This window comes from Kribbella sp. NBC_00662, from assembly GCF_041430295.1.
Taxonomy (GTDB): Bacteria; Actinomycetota; Actinomycetes; order Propionibacteriales; family Kribbellaceae; genus Kribbella.
Genome location: NZ_CP109029.1, coordinates 2,179,604 through 2,197,859, shown reverse-complemented (window position 1 = coordinate 2,197,859; position 18,256 = coordinate 2,179,604). Strand labels below are relative to the sequence as shown.

22 protein-coding genes are annotated in these 18,256 nt (G+C 68.2%); 13 read left to right on the top strand and 9 right to left on the bottom strand.

The genetic code is table 11. The features are described 5' to 3' along the window. Positions 1 to 1,240 precede the first annotated feature (1,240 nt). From rpmH to OHA10_RS11110, 8 genes are all read left to right on the top strand, one after another. Positions 1,241 to 1,378, top strand: coding sequence for a 50S ribosomal protein L34 (gene rpmH, locus OHA10_RS11145; protein WP_130386492.1), 138 nt, complete (start codon positions 1,241 to 1,243; stop codon positions 1,376 to 1,378). Between the two features lie 26 nt (positions 1,379 to 1,404). Next, on the top strand, positions 1,405 to 1,746 hold the full coding sequence (gene rnpA / locus OHA10_RS11140; protein ID WP_371406100.1) for a ribonuclease P protein component: 342 nt from the start codon (positions 1,405 to 1,407) through the stop codon (positions 1,744 to 1,746). After that, complete coding sequence (yidD, locus tag OHA10_RS11135) at positions 1,743 to 2,075, top strand: membrane protein insertion efficiency factor YidD (RefSeq protein ID WP_371406099.1); 333 nt, start codon at positions 1,743 to 1,745, stop codon at positions 2,073 to 2,075. Before rnpA ends, yidD begins: the two co-directional genes overlap by 4 nt. Then, positions 2,076 to 3,305 carry a membrane protein insertase YidC gene (yidC, locus tag OHA10_RS11130; RefSeq protein ID WP_371406098.1) on the top strand — a complete coding sequence of 410 codons (1,230 nt, stop codon included), beginning with the start codon at positions 2,076 to 2,078 and terminating at the stop codon, positions 3,303 to 3,305. 96 nt (positions 3,306 to 3,401) lie between these two features. Further along, complete coding sequence (locus OHA10_RS11125) at positions 3,402 to 3,914, top strand: protein jag (protein WP_371407929.1); 513 nt, start codon at positions 3,402 to 3,404, stop codon at positions 3,912 to 3,914. Positions 3,915 to 4,043: 129 nt separating this feature from the next. Beyond that, complete coding sequence (gene rsmG / locus OHA10_RS11120) at positions 4,044 to 4,718, top strand: 16S rRNA (guanine(527)-N(7))-methyltransferase RsmG (RefSeq protein ID WP_371406097.1); 675 nt, start codon at positions 4,044 to 4,046, stop codon at positions 4,716 to 4,718. A gap of 521 nt (positions 4,719 to 5,239) precedes the next feature. Next, the gene (locus OHA10_RS11115; RefSeq protein ID WP_371406096.1) at positions 5,240 to 6,175 is read left to right on the top strand and encodes a ParA family protein; all 936 of its coding nucleotides are present in this window, start codon (positions 5,240 to 5,242) and stop codon (positions 6,173 to 6,175) included. Between the two features lie 77 nt (positions 6,176 to 6,252). After that, positions 6,253 to 7,224: a ParB/RepB/Spo0J family partition protein gene (locus OHA10_RS11110; protein WP_371406095.1), complete on the top strand. Its 972-nt coding sequence runs from the start codon at positions 6,253 to 6,255 to the stop codon at positions 7,222 to 7,224. 13 nt (positions 7,225 to 7,237) lie between these two features. Here OHA10_RS11110 and OHA10_RS11105 read toward each other — a convergent pair whose 3' ends face one another. The 5 genes from OHA10_RS11105 to OHA10_RS11085 form a co-directional block, all read right to left on the bottom strand. Continuing rightward, positions 7,238 to 8,035 (bottom strand): class I SAM-dependent methyltransferase, encoded by a 798-nt coding sequence (locus OHA10_RS11105; RefSeq protein ID WP_371406094.1) that lies wholly within the window; start codon positions 8,033 to 8,035, stop codon positions 7,238 to 7,240. A 42-nt stretch (positions 8,036 to 8,077) separates the two neighbouring features. After that, on the bottom strand, positions 8,078 to 8,431 hold the full coding sequence (locus tag OHA10_RS11100; RefSeq protein ID WP_371406093.1) for a DUF3817 domain-containing protein: 354 nt from the start codon (positions 8,429 to 8,431) through the stop codon (positions 8,078 to 8,080). Further along, positions 8,428 to 9,237 carry an SURF1 family protein gene (locus tag OHA10_RS11095; protein ID WP_371406092.1) on the bottom strand — a complete coding sequence of 270 codons (810 nt, stop codon included), beginning with the start codon at positions 9,235 to 9,237 and terminating at the stop codon, positions 8,428 to 8,430. The genes OHA10_RS11100 and OHA10_RS11095 overlap by 4 nt, the downstream gene beginning before the upstream one ends. An 8-nt stretch (positions 9,238 to 9,245) precedes the next feature. Beyond that, positions 9,246 to 10,193: a D-alanine--D-alanine ligase gene (locus tag OHA10_RS11090; RefSeq protein ID WP_371406091.1), complete on the bottom strand. Its 948-nt coding sequence runs from the start codon at positions 10,191 to 10,193 to the stop codon at positions 9,246 to 9,248. Between the two features lie 133 nt (positions 10,194 to 10,326). Further along, positions 10,327 to 11,637: a PLP-dependent aminotransferase family protein gene (locus tag OHA10_RS11085; protein WP_371406090.1), complete on the bottom strand. Its 1,311-nt coding sequence runs from the start codon at positions 11,635 to 11,637 to the stop codon at positions 10,327 to 10,329. Positions 11,638 to 11,833: 196 nt separating this feature from the next. Here OHA10_RS11085 and OHA10_RS11080 point away from each other — a divergent pair, with 196 nt between their 5' ends. The 4 genes from OHA10_RS11080 (at position 11,834) to OHA10_RS11065 (ending at position 13,806) form a co-directional block, all read left to right on the top strand. Beyond that, complete coding sequence (locus tag OHA10_RS11080) at positions 11,834 to 12,034, top strand: hypothetical protein (RefSeq protein WP_137255913.1); 201 nt, start codon at positions 11,834 to 11,836, stop codon at positions 12,032 to 12,034. A gap of 61 nt (positions 12,035 to 12,095) precedes the next feature. After that, positions 12,096 to 12,749: an N-acetyltransferase family protein gene (locus tag OHA10_RS11075; RefSeq protein ID WP_371406089.1), complete on the top strand. Its 654-nt coding sequence runs from the start codon at positions 12,096 to 12,098 to the stop codon at positions 12,747 to 12,749. Then, complete coding sequence (locus OHA10_RS11070) at positions 12,746 to 13,138, top strand: DUF2784 domain-containing protein (protein WP_371406088.1); 393 nt, start codon at positions 12,746 to 12,748, stop codon at positions 13,136 to 13,138. Before OHA10_RS11075 ends, OHA10_RS11070 begins: the two co-directional genes overlap by 4 nt. A gap of 29 nt (positions 13,139 to 13,167) precedes the next feature. Further along, positions 13,168 to 13,806, top strand: a complete 639-nt coding sequence (locus OHA10_RS11065; RefSeq protein WP_371406087.1) for a permease prefix domain 1-containing protein — start codon at positions 13,168 to 13,170, stop codon at positions 13,804 to 13,806. Here the strand turns inward: OHA10_RS11065 and OHA10_RS11060 are convergent. Next, positions 13,786 to 14,112 (bottom strand): PadR family transcriptional regulator, encoded by a 327-nt coding sequence (locus OHA10_RS11060; RefSeq protein ID WP_137255916.1) that lies wholly within the window; start codon positions 14,110 to 14,112, stop codon positions 13,786 to 13,788. The genes OHA10_RS11065 and OHA10_RS11060 overlap by 21 nt on opposite strands. An 84-nt stretch (positions 14,113 to 14,196) precedes the next feature. Here OHA10_RS11060 and OHA10_RS11055 point away from each other — a divergent pair, with 84 nt between their 5' ends. Beyond that, on the top strand, positions 14,197 to 16,332 hold the full coding sequence (locus tag OHA10_RS11055) for an MMPL family transporter (protein WP_371406086.1): 2,136 nt from the start codon (positions 14,197 to 14,199) through the stop codon (positions 16,330 to 16,332). Between the two features lie 2 nt (positions 16,333 to 16,334). Here OHA10_RS11055 and OHA10_RS11050 read toward each other — a convergent pair whose 3' ends face one another. The 3 genes from OHA10_RS11050 to trxA all read right to left on the bottom strand — a co-directional run bounded on the left by OHA10_RS11050 (position 16,335) and on the right by trxA (position 18,237). Then, positions 16,335 to 16,685 (bottom strand): VOC family protein, encoded by a 351-nt coding sequence (locus tag OHA10_RS11050; protein WP_137255918.1) that lies wholly within the window; start codon positions 16,683 to 16,685, stop codon positions 16,335 to 16,337. 62 nt (positions 16,686 to 16,747) lie between these two features. After that, positions 16,748 to 17,872 (bottom strand): N-acetylmuramoyl-L-alanine amidase, encoded by a 1,125-nt coding sequence (locus tag OHA10_RS11045; RefSeq protein ID WP_371406085.1) that lies wholly within the window; start codon positions 17,870 to 17,872, stop codon positions 16,748 to 16,750. A gap of 35 nt (positions 17,873 to 17,907) precedes the next feature. Beyond that, a complete protein-coding gene (gene trxA, locus OHA10_RS11040; protein ID WP_371406084.1) occupies positions 17,908 to 18,237 on the bottom strand; it encodes a thioredoxin in 330 nt (109 codons plus the stop codon). Positions 18,238 to 18,256 lie beyond the last annotated feature (19 nt).

The window sequence follows — 18,256 nt, the reverse complement described above, 5'->3', positions numbered from 1 at the left end:
GGTGGTCCGGTGACCACTGGTTGGAGGTTGCGTTGTCCGCACGTCCATCACCCTCGTTCGCTGCCGAGCCCGCTCTGTCCCCGCTGCCTGTACCCCATTCGGGAGCGCTGCCCCAGGTGCTGTTCTCACCGGGGTGGCGAACATTGCCGATGGTCGGAGCCGCCCCGAAGTACGACGTACCTACCGGCGGCTGGAGTGGGCCGGCCGGAAGATCGGTCGCCGCGCGCTCGAGCTCGGAGCGGTAACCGTACGGACCTGGCGGTGGCGCGGGCCGGTAACCGGGCATCGGCTGCTCCGGCATCGGGATCGGAAGGGAAGGGCTGAGGTAGTCACCCGGATCCATCCGGGGAGTCGGAGCGGTCTGCGGCGCCGGGCCGGTCTCGCCCGGAGGCGTCTGGCCGGCGTCGGGGTGAGGGGCCGGTGTCTCGGTCCGCGGCAGCGGCTCGGGTGCGGGCGGGACCTCGGTACGGAAATTGGCCTCCGGCTCGGGGCGGAGTCCGGCGTCGGGTTCGGGGCGTAGGTCCTGGGGGCGGTCACCGGAGTACTCCGTCCGGTGCTCGGCTGTTGTGTATTCCACCGGTGTGACTTCCGCACTGGCGGAATGGTCCTCGACCACGCGTTGCTCCCCGATTCATCGCTGCGGTGGCCGGCGCGTTCCGGGCGGACCCGGGTGGCGCGACCATTCGACCCGACACCGTGCGGCCGGCGAGTCGTCGTGCTCGGCTCAGCGCGGTAGCTGTCTCCGCACTTCGGCGGCCGCACTGTCCACACGGTTGTCCACAGTTGTGAACGACCGCAGGAGCAGGTTGGTTACCAATCGCGGGGTGTGGGACTTCTGGTGTGAGGGAGTGACGCTAACAAGTCGGAGCAGGCAGCTTCAAGCCGTCATCCACAGGCTATGAACAGGAAATTGGGGGCAACCTGCGGCGTGTCGGGTAGACGCCGGAGCGTAGTCATGGTTGGTGATCGCTCTCAGTGGCGGTCCGGGCCGGAGGGTGACGAGGTCGTCGCCCAGGCGTTGCCCACTATCCTGTCCACAAGCCTGTGGAAAAGTCTGGGGATACCTGGTTTGACCTGTCCACAGGCGGCCACGTACCGTGGATCAGTCGGTGTTGAGCCGGCCGTTTCGTGCTGCGCTCCCTGCGGATACCTCAGGCGGTGTGCAGGACAGCCACCTTGGACAGATTCAATCAGTGGATTTGTCGACATTCTGTGATCTCGAGTAACCGGAGTCATTCCAGTGAGCAAGCGGACGTTTCAGCCGAACAACCGTCGCCGGCACAAGAAGCACGGCTTCCGTCTTCGGATGCGTACCCGTGCGGGTCGCGCGATCATCGCCGCCCGCCGTGGCAAGGGTCGCCAGCGCCTCGCGGCCTGAGCGACCTGCTCGACGGTGACCACCTCGTGCTGCCAGCGTCGAACCGGCTCCGCCGGTCCGACGACTTCGGTCGCGCCGTCCGGTCCGGACGGCGCGCGGCGCGGCGCGCGGTGGTTCTCCACCTGCTGGCGGAGGCCGGCTGCGCCGAGCCTCCACGTGTCGGATTCGTTGTGAACAAGGCGGTGGGCAACGCGGTTCTGCGGAACCGGGTCCACCGCCGTCTGCGTGCTGTGATGGCAACGCGGCTTCCTGATCTTCCGGCCGGCAGCCTGACCGTCGTGCGCGCGCTCCCGTCGTCCGCCTCGGCGTCGTACGACGAGCTGGCCGCGGACGTGGACGGTGCTCTGACCCGGTTGCTGAAATCATGATGCGGATCAATCCCGTGCGGAGCGGGATCATCGGCTTCCTGAAGCTGTACCGCCTGGTCATCAGCCCGATGTACGGGCAGGTGTGCAGGTTCTACCCGAGTTGTTCGGCGTACGCCTTGGAGGCGGTCGAGCGCCACGGTGCGGTGCGCGGTAGCTGGCTGGCGATGAGGAGACTCATCCGCTGCCACCCGTGGAACCCCGGAGGCTACGACCCCGTTCCACCCACAGATGTCGACCAGCGCGGAGACCGTGAGGACCCCTGTGTTCACGGTTCCGCCAACCAGCCCGGGCCGTCAGCCGACGCCGGGCCTGTGCAGCGAGGTGCATGAGTGACTCTTCTGGCCATCCCCGGGCTCGCCGTTTGGGACGGGATCGTAGATCTGTTCAACACGGTCATGACGCCGCTGTACTGGGCTGTCTCGGCACTGCTCGTCGGCTGGCACTGGCTGCTGAGCCAGGTGCTGGACCCGGACGGCGGCTGGGCCTGGGCGCTGTCGATCGCCGGCCTGACCATCGTCATCCGGACCCTGTTGATCCCGCTGTTCGTCCGGCAGATCCGCTCCAGCCGGAACATGCAGCTGCTGCAGCCGAAGATGAAGGAGCTGCAGAAGAAGTACGGCCACGACCGGGAGAAGCTCGGTCAGGAAATGATGAAGCTGTACAAGGAGACGGGCACCAACCCGTTCTCCTCGTGCCTGCCGCTGCTGCTGCAGTCGCCGATCTTCCTGGCCCTGTTCCGCGTGCTCGACTACGCCGCCAAGGGGCAGTGGCACAGCGAGATCATGAAGCCGTACGTGAGCTCGCTGCAGCACGCGAAGATCTTCGGCGCCGAGATCTCGCAGACCTTCCTGAAGGCGAACGGCCCGGGCTCGGCCAACGTCAAGGTCGTCGCGATCGTGCTGATCATCTTGATGACGGCGACGATGTTCACCACGCAGCTGCAGCTGATGCGCAAGAACATGCCGAAGGAAGCCCTCACCGGCCAGGCCGCGCAGATGCAGAAGGTCATGCTGTACGTCTTCCCGATCTTCTTCCTGATCGGTGGCTTCAACTTCCCGATCGGTGTGCTGATCTACTGGTTCGTCTCGAACCTGTGGACGATGGGCCAGCAGTTCTACGTGATCCGCCGCAACCCCGCTCCGGGCACCCCGGCGTACGACGCGATGCAGGCCCGCAAGCGCGAGCACAACGTGCGGCACGGCAAGCCGGCCGACGACGGCGTTCCCGGTACGGCGGGCGCCGCGACCGAGACCGAGACCAGCGACCGGCGGCCGGCCCAGCGGCAGCAGCCGAAGCGGCAGTCGCGCAGCGACCGGAAGAGCGGCCCGGCTACGGCCGGCGCGAACGCGTCCGACTCGACGGCGTCGAGCAACGGGCAGGCGTCAGCCGCACCCCAGGACGAGACGCGCCCCCAGGACGCGCCGAAGAAGACTCAGGGCGGTGCTGCCAAGAGGCAGCCGGCCGGGTCGGCCAAGCGCCAGCCCGCCGCCAAGTCGGCGGCCCAGAAGCGGGCCGCGCAGAAGAGGGCGGCGCAGAAGCGCTCCGGCGGCTCGCGCTGACCCACGCTCTTCTTGCTTGCACATCCTGCCTTGTGAACGACGGGATCCCCGTGGGGCGGATCTCGATATTGCGAAGGAGTGGCCGTGAGCGACGGCATGCAGAACACTGAGGCGGCGGAGCAGTCCGCCGGTACGAACGACTCGGCCGAGGATCGCCTGAAGGCGCTCGAGGCCGAGAGCGATATTGCTGCGGACTACCTCGAGGAGTTGCTCGACATCGCCGATCTCGACGGCGACATCGACATGGACATCGACGGCGACCGGGCCGCGGTGTCGATCGTCGGCGCGGAGTTGAACAACCTCGTCGGCGAGAACGGCAAGGTGCTCGAGGCGCTCCAGGAGCTGACCCGGCTGGCCGTCTACCGGGAGACCGGTGAGCGGTCGCGGCTGATGCTGGACGTCTCGAACTACCGGGCGAACCGGAAGGCCGAGCTGGAAGAGGTCGGCCGCAAGGCGGTCGAGGAGGCGAAGTCGACCGGCACCCCGGTGCGGCTCGACCCGATGACGCCGTTCGAGCGCAAGGTCGTGCACGACGTGGTCGCCGCCGCCGGCCTGACGTCCGAGTCCGAGGGCGAGGAGCCCCGCCGCCGCGTGGTGGTACAGCCATGAACGCACGCCAATGACAGTGCACATGCCGCGCCTCCGGCGCGGCGGGTCATTGGGCTGTGACTCCCGGCCTTCCCTCGTCGCTCCGGTCGCTTCGCTCCCTGCGCTCCTGAGTCCAGGCCGGGAGGCCCAATGACCGACCCCGTTTCACGTGAAACGCCGCCGCCGCTCGTGGAGAAGCTGTTTCCACGGGCGGCGGTCCGGCTTTCGGAGTACGCCGAACTGCTCGCGACCGAAGGCACACTGCGGGGACTGATCGGGCCGCGGGAGGTTCCGCGGCTCTGGGACCGGCATCTGTTGAACTGTGCCGTCGTCGAGCGACTGATCCCGGAGGAGGCGTTGGTCGCCGACATCGGCACCGGCGCCGGCCTGCCGGGGATCGTGCTCGCGATCGTTCGTCCCGATCTCCAGGTGGAGCTCGTCGAGCCCTTGCTCCGACGCACCACCTTCCTCCAGGAGGCGGTCGACTCCCTCGAGCTCGACAACGCCACGGTGGTCCGATCGCGGGCCGAGGATCTGCCACGTGCGTCGTACGACGTGGTGACCTCTCGGGCGGTTGCTCCGCTGGGCAAACTCGCGCGCTGGTGTCTGCCGCTGTGTGTCGAAGGCGGACTGATGCTCGCGATGAAGGGGTCGTCCGCGGAGGAGGAACTGGACGGCTCGGAACGCGAATTGTCGAAGCTGGGAGCAGAGCTTTGGCACATTCATCAACTCGGCGGCGATGAACTGGCCCTCCCCACGACTGTGGTGAGTATTGTGGCCGGACGTGCTCCAGGGGGATCCCGGCACGGAAGACACGGGAGGTGAGCGGGTTGGTGAGTCGTGCCCTCGGATGGCCCGAGAAGAGCACCGGTGAGCCGAGGTCATCACAGGGCATCGGCTGGCCGACCGATCCGGACTCCACCGTTCGTGTGGTCACCCAGGAGCCCGCTCCCGACCTCACTCCCGCGCCTGCACCCCCTGTCGAAACTTCCTCCGCCGACGAGCCCCAGGACCCGATCGTGGTGACTCCGCCGATCGACAGTTCTGAACTCCGGGCGGTTGCCGCGACCGGTCTCGACGTACCCGGAGAGATCGACGGCGACTCCGTTTCACGTGAAACGCCAGACATGCGCGATGATGGTTCCGAGCCCGAATCGGCGTCACTGGTGGACGCCGAACCGGGCTTCTCGGACTCTCCACCGCCTGTGGATGACCACCGCATGAAACTGCCTCTGCACACGGGAATTCGTCCACAGCAGCCTGTGGACGGAGCTGGGGGCAGACCCGCCCCGACCCCTACCGACATCCTCTTCGGGCCAAGTCCCGCACCTATTGGAATGGGCGCTATGACTGCCGCACAGATCGCCGCGCGGGCCACGTCGGACGAGCTTCAGCGACGACTTCTCGAGACTCCGATCGCCGCCGCGACCGAACGGACCCTGCTGGTGAATGAAGGACGCACGATGGGCCGCGAGTTCCCGCTGCCCGACCAGACCCGAGTCTTCGTGGTCGCCAACCAGAAGGGTGGCGTCGGCAAGACCACGACGACCGTGAACGTCGCCGCCGGCCTCGCGCTGTACGGCGCGAAGATTCTGGTGATCGACCTCGACCCCCAGGGCAACGCGTCGACGGCCCTCGGCATCGAGCACGCCGAAGGAACGCCTGGCGTGTACGAGGCGGTCATCGAGGGCGAGGCACTGGACAACCTGATCCAGCCGTGCGCGGAGCACCCCGGTATCCAGGTGATCCCGGCGACGATCGATCTGGCCGGTGCCGAGATCGAGCTCGTCAGTGTCGTGGCCCGCGAGAGCCGGCTGAAGAACGTGCTCGACGCGTACCTGGCCAAGACCGAGGCCGCGGGGGAGAAGTACGACTACGTCTTCATCGACTGCCCGCCGTCGCTCGGCCTGCTGACCGTGAACGCGCTGACCGCCGCCCGCGAGGTGCTGGTCCCGATCCAGAGCGAGTACTACGCACTCGAGGGTCTCTCGCAGCTGCTCCGCCACATCGACATGGTGAAGTCGCACCTGAACCCCGGACTCGATGTCTCGACGATCCTGCTGACGATGTACGACGCCCGGACCAAGCTGGCCGGCGAGGTCGCGGCCGAAGTACGTGGCCACTTCAAGGACGCCGTACTGCGGACCGCCGTGCCGCGCTCGGTGCGTATCTCGGAGGCCCCGAGCCACGGGCAGACCGTGCTCGCGTACGACCCGGCGTCGGCCGGCGCACTGTCGTACCTGGAGGCGTCCCGAGAGATCGCCATGCGGAACAACGCCTGATCGTTGGATCGGTGTGGCACCGTTTCACGTGAAACGGGAACGTCAGCAGTAGCAGGATTCGATCTCGAGGGAGCGCGATGAACACCCGACTCGGACGCGGACTTGGCGCGCTGATCCCCAGCTCGCCGGCCCCCGGCACTACGACTCTCGGCAGCAAGTCGAGCTCGATCCCGGGAGCGCCGCCGGTCGCCAAGCCGGCGGAGCCCCAAGGACCGCAGGGGCCGGAATTGGCCGCGGTGCCGGGCGCCTCGTTCGCCGAGATCGACGTCGAGAAGATCACGCCGAACCCGAAGCAGCCGCGCAGCGTCTTCGACGAGGAGGCGATGGAGGAGCTCGTCCACTCGGTGAAGGAGATCGGGCTCCTGCAGCCGATCGTCGTTCGCAGGCTCGAGGACGACAAGTACGAGCTCGTGATGGGTGAGCGCCGCTGGCGGGCGACGCAGCAGGCGGGCCTGACGACGATCCCCGCGATCGTGCGGGACACGTCGGACGACGCGATGCTGCGGGACGCCCTCCTGGAGAACCTGCACCGCAGCCAGCTGAACCCGCTGGAAGAAGCGGCGGCCTACCAGCAGATGCTCGACGACTTCGGCTGCACCCAGGAAGTTCTGGCTACCCGGATCGGGCGATCGCGTCCGCAGATCTCCAACACGCTCCGGCTCCTGAAGCTGCCGGCCGGCGTACAGCGCCGGGTTGCCGCCGGGGTCCTCTCCGCGGGCCACGCCCGCGCCCTGCTGGGCCTGCCTAGCGGCGATGCTATCGAGCGCCTCGCCCAGCGGATCGTTGCCGAGGGCCTCTCGGTCCGCACGGTCGAAGAGATCGTTGCCCTGGGCGACATGAACGCCGACGACCCCACACCGGCCCGCCGCCGCAACAAGCCGGTGGCCCCACGCCTGGTCGATCTCGCCGACCGCCTCTCGGACCGCTTCGAGACGCGCGTGAAGGTCGACCTCGGCAAGACCAAGGGCAAGATCACCGTCGAGTTCGCCTCCCTCGACGACCTCGAGCGCATCGTCACACTGATGGACCCGAACAAGCAGACCGACTGATTTGTCGACAAAGTTACTTGGGGACTTGCTGCAATGTTTCATGTGAAACATTGCGGGTGGCTTTGATCAGGTAGGTGGCCGGCAGGTGGGCGGCCGCCGGGCCGAGACCGGCGTACATCTCGGTGCTGGGGGACTCCTGGAAGGTGTCCAGGGTCAGGCCGGCGGCGAGCAGTGCGGTGATGATGTCGCTCGGCGGCCAGATGAAAGCGGTGAAGGTGGGCGCGCTGGGGTTGTCGCGGGCGCCGGTGGGGAGTTTGGTGTTCTCGATGGTGGCGCGCGGGGTGGAGCGGCCGAAGTAGTCGGCGGTGACCGTCAACTGCCCAGGCCCCTGGACAGCGAGGACCTCCCAGACCGGGTGATGGTCGGCCAGCAGGATCGACCCGCCGGGCGCCAGGCGTGAGGTGACCAGCGTGGCGAAGACGGTCAGGTCCGGGACCCAGCAGATCGCGCCCCAGCTCAGGTAGATGAGGTCGAACTCGGTGAGGTCCGCCGGGAGGTCGAGCATGTCGGCCCGGCGGAAGTCGACCGGGATGCCGGTCGCAGCGGACTTCTCCCGCGCCATCTCCAGGGCGACCTCGGAGATGTCGACTCCGGTGACCGCGGCACCCAGCGACGCCCAGGAGAGGGCCTCGTCCCCGCAGGAGCACGCCAACTGAAGGACGCGGCGGCCGCGGACAGAGCCGGCGGCCGCGAGTTCGTCGGCCGACAGCGTCGAGCCGCCGGCGGCGAAGTACGAGACAGGTTGGCCTGGGCGCGCGTCGTGGATCGTGTTCCAGTTGGCGCGGTTGGACTCCGTGATGTCATGCAGCACGGAGTCGACGCTAGGGGCCGGAACCCCAGCAGGACAACGGGATTAGCGGCCCAGGAGCTCGTGCGACGTCTTGCGCTCGGCGTAGAACGACAGGAACGGGATCGTGCCGGCCAGCGCCATCATCACCAGTCGCGGGAACGACCAACGAACCCGGCGGAACAGGTCGAAGGTCAGCAGCAGGTAAACCATGTACAGGAACCCGTGCGTCGGGCCGATCACGTCCATCGCGCCGGGGCTGTCCGCGAAGTACTTCAGCGGCATCGCGAGGAACACCAGCAGCAGGAGCATCACGCCGACGACGTACGCGATCACGCGGTAGCGCATCAGCGCGCCGCGGACGGCCGGGGTCAGCGGCTGCGAGCCGGTGGAGGTGGCGGGATCGGCTGGAGAAGTCACGCTGAAACGGTACCGCTCGGCTCCACACGCTCCTCGGGCCGGTCCTCGTCCGGGTCCGGCTCGTCGGGGGAGCGGTTGGCGTCCAGCACCATCTTCGCCCACATCCACAGCGTGAAGGCCGCGAAGATCCACCACTGGAAGGCATACGCGATGTTCCGCAGCCCGGCATGATCGGTCGGCGGCGGAGGCGGTTGTACGGCGGCCGGCGCCGGAGACGGTACGACGCCGGAGACAGACTGCTGTACGACGAACGCGTCGTACACGCGGTAGTCGACGAGGTGGACGATCGTCGGGATCCGCAGCGACGACAGCACGCGCCCCTTGGCGGCATCGTCCGAGGAGTCCTCTGCCTCGGAGGCGATCACCGTCCCGGTCAGCTGCACCGGGCCACTAGGAGCGCGCGCAGCAGGATCGCTCACGGTCGGAACCCACCCGCGCACGACCATCACAGCGTCCGACGAGGACAGCTTCACCGGAGACACGACCCAGAAGCCGACCCGCGAGTCCTGTGAGCGGTCCGCGATGAAGACCTGGTCCGCAGCCGGACCCCACGTACCGTCCACTGTCACCCGCCGGCTGACCGCCTTGGACGGCAAGCCTTCGTCGATCGAGAACAGCGACTGCAGAGCCACCGGCGCGGCCTCAGCACGCTGGGCGGTGGCGTTGGCCGTCTTCGACCGGTACACACCGAGCTGCCACACGCCCATCACCGACATCGCTGCGGCAATGGCCAGCGCAAGCGCGAGCAGGCCGACCCATCGCGGTGTCAGAACGGTCCGCCACAACGGCGGATGAGCTTCGGGCATCACAACCTTCAGCGAGCAGCAGCTGCCGCGAGCAGATCGCGGCAGAGCACACCGAGCTCGATCCCAGCAGCCTCCGCGGCCAACGGGACCAGCGATGTCTCCGTCATCCCCGGCGCGACGTTGACCTCGAGGAACCACGGCACACCGGCCGCGTCCACCACGAGGTCCGACCGCGACAGGTCCCGCAGCCCCAGCGCCTGGTGCGCCTGCACAGCGGCAGCGGCACATGCGCCTGCGACCTCAGGCTCGAGCCGAGCAGGTACGACGAACTGCGTCGCCCCCGCCGTGTACCGCGCCTCGTAGTCGTAGAACCCGGAGTCCGGCCGGATCTCCACCGCCGGCAACGCCCGCGGCCCGTCGCCGGTGTCGACCACGGTCACGGCGACCTCGGTGCCGTCGACGTACTGCTCGATCAACGCCACCGGACCGTACGCGTAGCAGTTCACCATCGCCGATGGCAGTTCCTCTGCCGACCGCACGATCGAGGCGCCCAGCGCCGAACCGCCACGAGCAGGCTTCACGACCAGCGGCAGCCCGATCTGGTGGATCACCGACTCCATCAGCGACGCCGCACCCAGCTCGCGGAACGTGTCGTGCCCGAGCACGACCGACGCAGGCGTGTGCAGCCCGGCGGCTCCGACCATCGTCGACGCGACCGGCTTGTCGAAGGCCGTGCGGCAGGCCGCCGCGTCGGCGCCGACGTACGGAACGCCGTACAGGTCGAGGACCTGGCGGAGCGCGCCGTCCTCGCCGGTGACGCCGTGCAGGACGGGGAAGACCGCGTCCGGCGGATCGTTGCGCAGCCGATCGACCAGGGAGGCGTCGACGTCACGCTGCTCGACCTCTACGCCGACGCTGCGCAGGGCATCCGCCACCCGTCGGCCGGACCGGAGCGAGACGTCCCGCTCGTGCGACAGCCCACCGGCCAGAACAAGTACTCGACCCAGATCACTCATCACAAATATCCCGATCACTCGTGGGCGACTCCGGCACGGGCGCCGGTCCCGAGGCCCATTGGAACGGTACCGCTACCGCGTCAGTGACCCCCGTCCACCCGGGGATCATTGCGCAACCTTTGCGCAGTCCCACCTAACTCAATTCCGGCCCGGGAGCGTCGTAATCACGCCCTGCGCCGGGAGGCAGCGGACCGAAGGTCTCGCGGAGTTCGAGCTCCTCGTTGATCACCGCGGCGAGTCTGCCGACGCCTTCGGTGATGCGCTCCGGCGTCGGGTGACAGTACGACAACCGCATGCACTGGGAGCCGAAACCGTCGGCGAAGAAGGCCGTCCCGGGTACGTAGGCCACGCGGGCGGTGACCGCCCGCGGCAGCATCGACTTCGCGTCCAGGCCCTCCGGCAACGTCAGCCAGACGTAGAACCCACCGCGCGGCCGCGTCCAGGTCGTTGCTGCAGGCATCTTTTCGGTGAGCGCCGCGAGCATCGCGTCGCGGCGTTCGCGGTACATCTCACGGAACTGCTTCACCTGCCCCATCCAGTCGTGCCTGACCAGGTACGACGAGATGGCGAGCTGACTGAACGTCGGCGGGCAGAGCGTCGCGGACTCCTGTGCCAGCACGAGTTTCTCCCGCACCGCATGCGGTGCGACCGCCCATCCCACCCGGAAGCCGGGCGCGAACGTCTTGGAGAACGACCCCAGGTAGATCACGCCTTCGCGGTCGTCGGCCCGCAGGGCGCGCTGCGGCTCACCCTCGAAGCCGAGCAACCCGTACGGGTTGTCCTCCAGCACCAGCAGCTTCGCCTGCTGACAGATCTCGAGCACTCGCGACCGGCGCTCGTCCGACAGCGAAACCCCGGCAGGGTTGTGGAAATTCGGGATCGTGTAGAAGAACTTGATCCGCTTGCCGGCCGCGCGCACGGTGGCGATCGCCTGCTCCAGCGCCTCCGGCACGACACCGTCGTCGTCCATCGCGACATGCACCACTTCACACTGGTACGCGCGGAACACCCCGAGCGCACCGACGTACGACGGCGCTTCGCAGATCACCACGTCGCCCGGATCGCAGAACACCCGCGTCACCAGGTCGACGGCCTGCTGGCTGCCCACCGTCACGACGACGTCGTCGGGATGCGCCTCGATGCCCTCGAGCCGCATGATGTCGCAGATCTGGTCGCGCAGCGTCGGGTCGCCCTGGCCGGAGCCGTACTGCATCGCGGTCGCGCCGCTGTCGATCACCAGATCGCGGACCGCGCCGCCGACCACGTCCAGCGGCAGGCCGCCGATGTTCGGCATACCGCCGGCGAGTGAGACCACTTCGGGGCGGCTGGCAACGGAGAACAGTGCGCGGATCTCTGATGCGGTCATGCCCTTGGTCCGTGCTGCGTACGCCTCGACGTAGTTGTCGAGGCGGGTCTGCCGGACATCAGGCACGTCAGCACTCACGAGGGCCACTCCAACGGTGATCGAGGGGGAAGTCACCAGGTTACGTCGACAGACCCGAGTCCGGGCTGTGGATCGGCGCGACCTCTCACTACCATGCCTTATAGGGGCAGGTTCGACCATGCCGTGATCTGGCTGCTGAGACAGCCGGCCGGTGCGGTGCGGCCTGGGAGGTGGACTGCGGAAGGCAGGATTCGGGATGAGCGTGGGCAAGACAGCCGGCTGGACACTCGGCGGACTGGTGCTGGGCGTGCTGGCCGGTTTCGCGGCCGAACTGTTCCGGCGGCAACCCGCCGCGAAGGTGCAGCAGCGGTACGTCGCCCCCGAGGCGACTCGTACGACGGACGCCCGGACCCCGGCACCGGTGCCGGAACCGGCGACCGAACCCGCTACGCGATGACACGCATCGTGACCAAGCTAACAACCGACGACCGACGCGGCACCGCTACCCGGACGCGCTGATGGCCCGACGGCTCGAACCGCTGACACTCGCCAACCTCGGCGACGTGCCGGTTCCGTGCCGTGATTGCGTGTTCTGGGAGCTCGACCCGGTCGCAGCGCGCCAGGCCGACCGCAACGGCGACACCGCGCTGGAGAAGGAAGCGTGGCTGTCCCAGTTGCTGCTCGACTGGGGGCAGGCAGGAGTCGTCCTGTACGTCGACGATGATCCGGCCGGGTTCGCGCTGTACGGACCGGCGACGTACCTGCCCCGGATCCAAGCGTTCCCGACGGCGCCGGTCAGCCCGGACGCCGTCGTACTCGCGACTGGGCGGATCCAGCCTCGGTACCTGGGACTCGGACTGGGCAAGATCCTGGTCCAGGCGGTCGCCAAGGACGTGCTGAAGCGCGGGTTCCGGGCCGTCGAGGCGTTCGGGGACTCGCGCTGGAACGGGCCGGGCTGTGTCTGGCCGACCGAGTTCCTCCGCGCGGTCGGTTTCAGCGTCGTCCGGGAGCATCCGCGCAATCCGCGGCTCCGGCTCGACCTGCGCTCGGCGATCACCTGGCGCAGCGAGATGGAGGCGGCTGTCGAGCGCCTGATGGGTGCGATCCGCCCGGAGCCGTCGCCGTCCGGCCCGGTGACGGTCCGGGACGCGTTGAGGTCAGGTCCCGAGTGATCTGGCGGGTGCTGGCCGACGTGGTGATGGTCGTGCACGGCGCCTTGTTGCTGTTCTTCGTGGTGGGCAGCTTCCTCGCCTGGCGGTGGCCGAAGCTGATCTGGTTCCACCTCGCGATCGTGGTGTGGAATGTCGTCATCGTCCTGGTCGACTTCGGCTGCCCGGTGACGGCGACCGAGAAGTACTTCCGCCGGCAGGGCGGCGAGAGCCCCTACGCGGGCGGGTACATCCACCACTACCTCGAGGGACACCTCTGGCCGGAGGGCGCGACCCCGTGGGCGGAGCGGATCGGGTTCGCGCTGGTGCTGATCGGGTACGCCGGGTTCTTCGTCGTACAGCACCGGCGGAAGGCCAAGGTCAGGGGCGAGTCAGTGGGACCCCGGACGTGAGCCGGACGCAGGGTGCCCATACTGGGAGCGTGCCCATCGACGACTACCTGGCCGCGCTGAGCAAAGCGCTCCGCGGACCACGGCGCCGGAAGGCGGATCTGCTGGCCGAGGCCCGCGACCACCTGACCGATGCGACCGAGGCCTTCGAGGCCGACGGTTTCGGCCGGTACGACGCGGAGAAGCACGCCGTCGCCGACTTCGGGGCGATCGAGCACGTCGCGCCGGGGTACCAGGCGGAACTCGCGATCAGTGCGAGCCGCCGTACGGCGCTGTTGCTGTTCGCGGCACTGATCATCCAGCCGATCGTCTGGCAGGGCGGCGCCTGGGTCTGGACCAGCGAGCCGGATCACGCCACGCCGCTCAACGATCTGCTGCAGACCGTCGTCCGCGCTGTCGGCATGCTCGTCATCGCCGGCACCGTACTGGCTGTCCTCGGCACCGGCATCGGGGTCCGCTATCCCGTGATCCGTGAGCATGTGAGCCGCGTGACCGCACTCTTCACGCTGGCCGGTTCTGCACTCATCGCCGCGATCGGCGTCACCATGACCGCGACCAGCTCGCACGCGCCCGGCATCCCGGCGTACGGGATCGTCGGCACGTTCGTCGTCCTGCCGCTCGCGCTGGTGAGCGTCCAGGCCGCCCGCTGCCTACGCCTGGCCCGGGCGTAGCACCCCTTCCACCACAGCGCGGAAGGTGATCCACTCCTGCTTGCCTGAGGCAAGCATCTTCGTGCCGGCGCTGGTGAGCTGGTAGGTCCGGCGCTTCCGCCCGCCGACCGTGCTCCACTCGCTGGCCAGGTAGCCGGCCCGCTCCAGTCGCCGCAGCGCCGGGTACAGCGTGCCGGTCGGCAGGTCGAGCTCACCGCCGCTGCGCTCGAGCAGCGCCTCCATGATCGCGTAACCGTGCAGCGGCTCGTGCTCGACGACCGCCAGGATCATCGGGTCGAGGTGCCCACGCAGCGCATCCGCCTTCATGTAGCCAGTCTACTCATATGTCTGTTACTGTCGAGAGGCAACATGTAGCCAATCTACTTATAAGACAGTGAGGAGGGCCCGGCGATGACCGTGGACACCCCCGTACGACGATCGCCCGGGACGAAACCACCGGGTCTGCTCCACCGCGTCTCCGGCTGGGCCATGCGGCACGCCGGCCTGGCGCTGATGCTGTGGGTGGTCGTCCTGGCCGCCGTCACCGCCACGTCGACCGTGGTCGGAGCGAACTACAAGAACGACAACTCGCTCCCGGGCACGGACTCCCAGCGGGTGACCGACATCTTCCAGGCGCACCAGCCGAAGGGCGACACGGCTTCGGTGCAGATCGTGGTCCGGGCCGACAGCGGGCTGGACGCGGACAAGAGCCGGGTGGCGTCGATGCTCGCAGCCGTCCGGACCCTCCCGCATGTCGCATCGGTCGCGGACCCCTTCACCGCCCCGGGCAGTATGTCGACAGATCGACGTACGGCCTATTCGACCGTCAGCCTGGATGTGGCGGCGACGGATATGCCGGTGGAGGACGTGCGGACGATCATCCATCGGGCGCAGGACTTCGCGCGGCCGGGGTTCCAGGTCGAGGTCGGTGGGGATCTGGCGCGGAATGCCGCGGACAGCGCCGGCGGTGCGTCCGAGGGTGCGGGCATCCTGGCCGCGCTGGTGATTCTCGTGTTCCTGTTCGGATCGTTGCTTGCGGCAACGCTTCCGTTGTTGACCGCGGTGTTCGCGGTCGGCAGCACGGTCGGGTTGCTGATGCTCGCGTCGCACTTCTTCACGGTGCCGGAGTACACGACGCCGGTGATGATGCTCGTCGGGCTGGGAGTCGGTATCGACTATGCGTTGCTGATCTTCTCGCGCTATCGGCATGAGCTGCTGAAGGGCGCGGCCGATCCGAAGACGGTTGCCCTGGACACCGCAGGTCGTTCGGTGCTGTTCGCCGGCTGCACTGTCGTGATCGCGCTGCTCGGACTGCTGGCGCTCGGGCTCGGTTCGTTGCAAGGCGTCGCGCTTGGTGTCACGTTGACGGTGTTGATGACGATGCTGGCCGCGGTGACGTTGCTGCCCGCACTGCTGACGTTGTTCGGGAAGCGGATCGAGCGGAGTGTTCGCAAGCACGCCGCGAAACAGCGTCGTACGCCGGGCGACGGTTGGCGGAAGCTGGCCGGCCTGGTGCAGCGCGGGCCGTGGGTGCCGTTGCTGCTGGGGATCGTTGCGCTCGTGGCGCTGTCGTTGCCGGCGTTGAACATGCGACTCGGGTTCGCGGACGCGGGTACCGACGATCCGGCGAAGACGAGCCGGAAGGCATACGACCTGCTGGCCGACGGGTTCGGACCGGGGTTCAACGGTCCGCTCGTCGTGGTGACCGAAGGGGATCAGACTGCGGCCCAGGTGCTCGGTCAGACGTTGTCCGCGGATCCCGACATCGCGGCCGTGACGCCGCCGCAGCTGACTCCGGACGGCAAGATCGCCACCGTGCTGGCGTTCCCGAAGTCGGCCCCGCAGGACGCGGCGACGAGCGACCTCGTGCAGCGGCTGCGTGACGACACGTTGCCGAGGCTCGAGTCGCAGACCAGGGCGACGTACCTGGTCGGTGGAGCGACGGCGGCCGCGGACGACTTCGCGTCGGCGGTGAGCAAGCGGCTGCCGATCTTCGTGCTCGTGGTGGTCGGGCTGTCGGCGCTGCTGCTGATGGCGGTGTTCCGGTCGGTGCTGATCCCGTTGAAGGCCGCCGTACTGAACCTGCTCAGCATCGGCGCCTCGCTCGGCGTGATCACGCTGGTGTTCCAGCAGGGCTGGTTCGGCGCGCAGGCGGGGCCGATCGAGGCGTTCGTCCCGGTGATGATCTTCGCGATCGTGTTCGGGTTGTCGATGGACTACGAGGTGTTCCTGGTGTCGCGGATCCACGAGGAGTGGCGGCGTACCCAGGATGCCCGGGCCGCCGTCCGGGAAGGACTGGCGACCACAGGCAGTGTGATCACGGCGGCGGCCGCGATCATGATCGTGGTGTTCGGCGCGTTCCTGCTGAGTCCGGACCGGATGCTGAAGCAGTTCGGCCTCGGCCTGGCGACCGCCGTCCTTCTCGACGCCCTCCTGATCCGCTGCGTCATCGTCCCGGCCGTACTGCGCCTGATGGGCAACCGTGCCTGGTGGCTACCCCGCTGGCTCGACCGGGCGCTGCCGAAGATCGCACTCGAGAAGGACTGACCTCAGCCGTTGGCGGCCACGCCGATCTTGTGACCTTGTGCGTCGGCGAAGACGCCGAAACTCGTGCCGGGGACCTGCTGGGCGGGCTGGACGATCTGTCCGCCCAGCTCCTCGGCGCGGGCGAGCGTGGCCGCGACGTCCTCGACCGCGACGAAGAACAGCACCTCGTCCTCGGCGCTCTGCCGCGGACTGATCGCGACGTACGTGCCCTCCGGCGTACCGGTGTCGATGAAGGTGTAACCGGGGAACGCGCCCTCGGACGCGATCTTCCACCCGAACAGGTCAGCGAAGAACTGCCGTGTCTTGTCCGGGTCCGCCGATCGGATCTCGGCATGGACGACTGGATGTGCCATGAGCCCCTCCTAGGTCAACTGATGTGTCAACCAGTTGACGAACGGCTCATCCAGAAATCGACTCAGACGGTCAGCTGCCCGAAGCGGAGCATGCCGGTGGCGGCGTCCTGCTCCGGTGGCAGGTAGACGCGCTGGATCGCGACCACGATCGCCTCCGCGATGACATCGCGGAACGCCGGGTCGGCCAGGCGGGCGGAGTCGTGCGGGTTCGTGACGTACCCGATCTCGAGCCGCACTGCGGGCATCTTGGTCCGGCGGAGCAGGTCCCAGGTCTTCTGGTGGGTACGGCAGTCGAGCAGGTCGGTCCGCGCGACGATCTCGCGCTGCACCAGGCCGGCGAACTGCTCACCGACGCTCGACGTGGCGCCGTGCAGGTCGTTGCCGTAGTAGTACGTCGCGACGCCCTGCGCCTCCGGGTTCATCGAACCGTCGGCGTGCAGCGAGACGCACAGATTCGCGTCCGTCTCGTTCGCGAACGCGGCCCGCGCCAGCTCGTCCGGACCCTGATCGCGCCCGCGCGACAGGTACGCCCGTACACCGGTGGCGCCGAGCCGGCCCTCGATCCGGGCCGCCAGGTCGTACGCGATGTCGGACTCGCGCAGGCCGTAGCCCTCCCAGCCGTAGTCGAATCCGCCGTGGCCCGGGTCGATCACCACGGTCTTGCCGGACAACCGCGGTCCGGCGGCGCGGACAGCCTCCCGTGCACGCAGCGCGTCCGGCCGGCCGCCGGTCGCCATCGGGCGGATCCGCTGCAGTGCCTTGAACGTCGACGGTCCACAGGTCCCGTCGCCGGGAAGCCCCATGTTCCGCTGGAAGTCGGTCACCGCACGCTGGGTGTCGGCGCCGAAGATCCCGTCGATCCGGGCAACCGCGAACCCGAGCTCCTGCAGCTTCGCCTGCAGAGCCAGTACGTCGTCACCGGACAGCGGATGCGCCGGGACGTACGTGAGCAGCCGGTCGCCCAGCCGCCAGCGCGCGTCGTCGATCGCCCGATAGGTCTGCGGGCCGACGATCCCGTCGATCATCAGCCCGCGTTGCTGCTGGAAGCCCCGGACAGCGTGCGCCGTCGCCTCGTCGTAGACGTCGTGACCGCCGGCCAGCAGCCCCAGCCGCTGGAGCTTGCCGACGATCTCGGCGACCGCCTCACCGCTGTCGCCGATCCGATACAGGCCGTGCGGGGCTTCCATCAACTACTCCTCTAACCGTGGCGGACGGGGTGTCCTCAGCTGGTGTAGTCGGCCAGCTCCTTGAGCAGTGCCGCCTTCGGCTTGGCGCCGACGATGGACTTGGCCAGCTCACCGTTCACGTAGACGTTGATGGTAGGGATACCCGTCACCTTGTAGTTGCTCGGGGTGACCGGGTTCTCGTCGACGTTCATCTTCAGGAACGTGATCTTGTCGCTGTGGTCCTGCGCCAGCTCCTCCAGGATCGGCGAAACCTGGCGGCACGGTCCACACCACTCGGCCCAGAAGTCCACCAGCACCGGCTTGTCGCTCTTCAGCACGGTCTGGTCGAACTCGGCGTCGGTGACAGCGTTCATGTTCTCGCCCATGGGCGTATCTCCTTCAGTG

Coding starts and splice junctions, on each gene's coding strand:
- OHA10_RS11050 (WP_137255918.1), bottom strand. CDS start 16,685: ATGGCACATCCAGTCGTCCATGCCGAGATCCGATCGGCGGACCCGGAC.
- OHA10_RS11110 (WP_371406095.1), top strand. CDS start 6,253: ATGAACACCCGACTCGGACGCGGACTTGGCGCGCTGATCCCCAGCTCG.
- OHA10_RS11080 (WP_137255913.1), top strand. CDS start 11,834: ATGAGCGTGGGCAAGACAGCCGGCTGGACACTCGGCGGACTGGTGCTG.
- OHA10_RS11075 (WP_371406089.1), top strand. CDS start 12,096: ATGGCCCGACGGCTCGAACCGCTGACACTCGCCAACCTCGGCGACGTG.
- OHA10_RS11090 (WP_371406091.1), bottom strand. CDS start 10,193: ATGAGTGATCTGGGTCGAGTACTTGTTCTGGCCGGTGGGCTGTCGCAC.
- trxA (WP_371406084.1), bottom strand. CDS start 18,237: ATGGGCGAGAACATGAACGCTGTCACCGACGCCGAGTTCGACCAGACC.
- rsmG (WP_371406097.1), top strand. CDS start 4,044: ATGACCGACCCCGTTTCACGTGAAACGCCGCCGCCGCTCGTGGAGAAG.
- OHA10_RS11095 (WP_371406092.1), bottom strand. CDS start 9,237: ATGCCCGAAGCTCATCCGCCGTTGTGGCGGACCGTTCTGACACCGCGA.
- OHA10_RS11115 (WP_371406096.1), top strand. CDS start 5,240: ATGACTGCCGCACAGATCGCCGCGCGGGCCACGTCGGACGAGCTTCAG.
- OHA10_RS11055 (WP_371406086.1), top strand. CDS start 14,197: ATGACCGTGGACACCCCCGTACGACGATCGCCCGGGACGAAACCACCG.
- yidD (WP_371406099.1), top strand. CDS start 1,743: ATGATGCGGATCAATCCCGTGCGGAGCGGGATCATCGGCTTCCTGAAG.
- OHA10_RS11060 (WP_137255916.1), bottom strand. CDS start 14,112: ATGAAGGCGGATGCGCTGCGTGGGCACCTCGACCCGATGATCCTGGCG.
- OHA10_RS11045 (WP_371406085.1), bottom strand. CDS start 17,872: ATGGAAGCCCCGCACGGCCTGTATCGGATCGGCGACAGCGGTGAGGCG.
- OHA10_RS11125 (WP_371407929.1), top strand. CDS start 3,402: ATGCAGAACACTGAGGCGGCGGAGCAGTCCGCCGGTACGAACGACTCG.